General features: G+C 55.1%; 2 protein-coding genes. One reads left to right on the top strand and one right to left on the bottom strand.

Translation table 11 applies throughout. The features are described 5' to 3' along the window. Positions 1-167 precede the first annotated feature (167 nt). Positions 168-980, top strand: coding sequence for a class I SAM-dependent methyltransferase (locus FJU08_RS22570; RefSeq protein ID WP_141151291.1), 813 nt, complete (start codon positions 168-170; stop codon positions 978-980). On the opposite strand, the gene FJU08_RS22565 is transcribed toward FJU08_RS22570, so the two are convergent. Next, a complete protein-coding gene (locus FJU08_RS22565) occupies positions 888-1637 on the bottom strand; it encodes an IS6 family transposase (RefSeq protein ID WP_235890959.1) in 750 nt (249 codons plus the stop codon). The two genes, FJU08_RS22570 and FJU08_RS22565, sit on opposite strands and share 93 nt — an antisense overlap. Between the last annotated feature and the right edge of the window lie 130 nt (positions 1638-1767).

The raw sequence follows: 1767 nt of genomic DNA, 5'->3' as shown, positions 1-1767 counted from the left end.
GACTATGGCAGGACTACGCCGGCGAGATGAACGCCTGAAATCCGCAAAAAAGGGAACACAATCGGGCTGACCAAATTAAGTTGGCAATGCCAGTTCGGGTTTTATTGACTCCTTATTCCGAAGTGCCCAAGCTTTGAACAAGCCCGGCCAATGAATTGGAGCGCAATATGTCTGCACCGAACGCTTTTGATTTGTCAGAGAATGCCGCTCAGACCTACGAAAACCAGCGGGTTCCCGCAATCTTCGGACCGATGGCCGAGGCAACCCTTAACGCGATTGAGCTTCCGACATGCAAGACAATCCTCGATGTCGCCTGTGGCACGGGTGCAATGGCGCGGGCAGTTGCGGCCCGATTGACGGAACCGTGCCGCATCGTTGGCTGTGACTTGAACCATGCCATGATAGACGTCGCACGAGCGAATACGAACGACGGTATTCATAGCTTTGAGTGGGTTGCAGCTCCAGTGCAATCGATGCCCTTTTGTGACGGTGACTTCGATCTGGCGTTTTGTCAGCACGGCTTGCAGTTCTTTCCGGACAAGCCGGCCGCACTTAGAGAGACCAGACGGGTTTTGGGTGTTGGCGCCATGCTTGTGATTTCGTGTTGGCGTGCGGTCCCACCGTTTTTCGAGGTGGTTGCAGATGTCTACAGAACGTATCTCGATGAGACGGCTGCAACCACCGCCATCCGACCATTCATTTGGAACGATGCTGAAGAGATTGGAAACCTTATCTCTGAGGCAGGATTTGACTGCCAGGTTCCCAAAGGGCTTCCTGTTGCGCGCCGTATGCCTGCGGATCAAGAAACGATGGTCGCAGAGATACTTGCCACTCCAAACGAGGCAGCGTTGCGGGCATCCGGGCAAGATTCTGTCGAATTGATTGCATCAGAAATCCTGAAGGGGGCCGAGGTGTTCCGACAGGGCGAAACACTTGTGATGCCTCAAGAGGCTCATTTGTTCGTTGCAATCGCGCGTTAGCGCACTGCCCGTGTATCGGTTCGAGATGCGGCGGCGGGACGGAACTGAAAAGCAATTGCGGGTCGCTGAATGCATGGACACGAACCGTTGCAAGGCTCCTGGCGATCGATGTCCCTGCATGGTTCGTTCCCGTTTTCGAAACGGCAGGTGGCTATTCTCAGCTCGATTGTTGAGGCCCTTGTGGGACCAGTGGTCAAGGCCTGGTGCCACATCCGCTTTTGCTGCGCCATAGGAGCGGAGCTTGTCGGTGATGATCCGTTTGGGAACAAAGCCATAGCGTTTCATAAGCGCGACCAGAAGACGCCTGGCCGCCCTTTTGTCACGGCGCTTCTGCAGGATTTCTTCGAGAGCGAAACCATGCTGATCGACCGCACGCCAGAGCCAGAACTTTTCTCCAGCGCATTTCACGACGACTTCGTCCAGGTGCCAAACATCGCCGGGGCGGGGCTGGCGGCGTCTCAGCTTGCCGGCGATCTTCGGCCCGAATTTGGCGATCCAGCGACGGACGGTCTCATAGGAAACGTCGATACCACGCTCAAGCAGCATTTCTTCGACTTCACGCAGTCTCAGATTGAACCGCAGGTAAAGCCAGATCGCATGTGAAACAATCTGTGGCGGAAAACGATGACGCTTGAAGCTGATACCGGACGTCCGCATCGCCAAAATCTATGTGCAATCAAAAACCGCTGCAAGCCGCTTAACGTGATGTAGTGGATGGCGCCCTCCGACGGCATCGAATGTGCCAAAATAGGTTTTGCTGAACCTTGAGAGGAGCCACTCACCATGG

Origin of the sequence: Martelella alba (assembly GCF_006516955.1) — a bacterium.
Taxonomy (GTDB): Bacteria; Pseudomonadota; Alphaproteobacteria; order Rhizobiales; family Rhizobiaceae; genus Martelella; species Martelella alba.
This window is presented reverse-complemented; position numbering and strand designations above follow the sequence as displayed.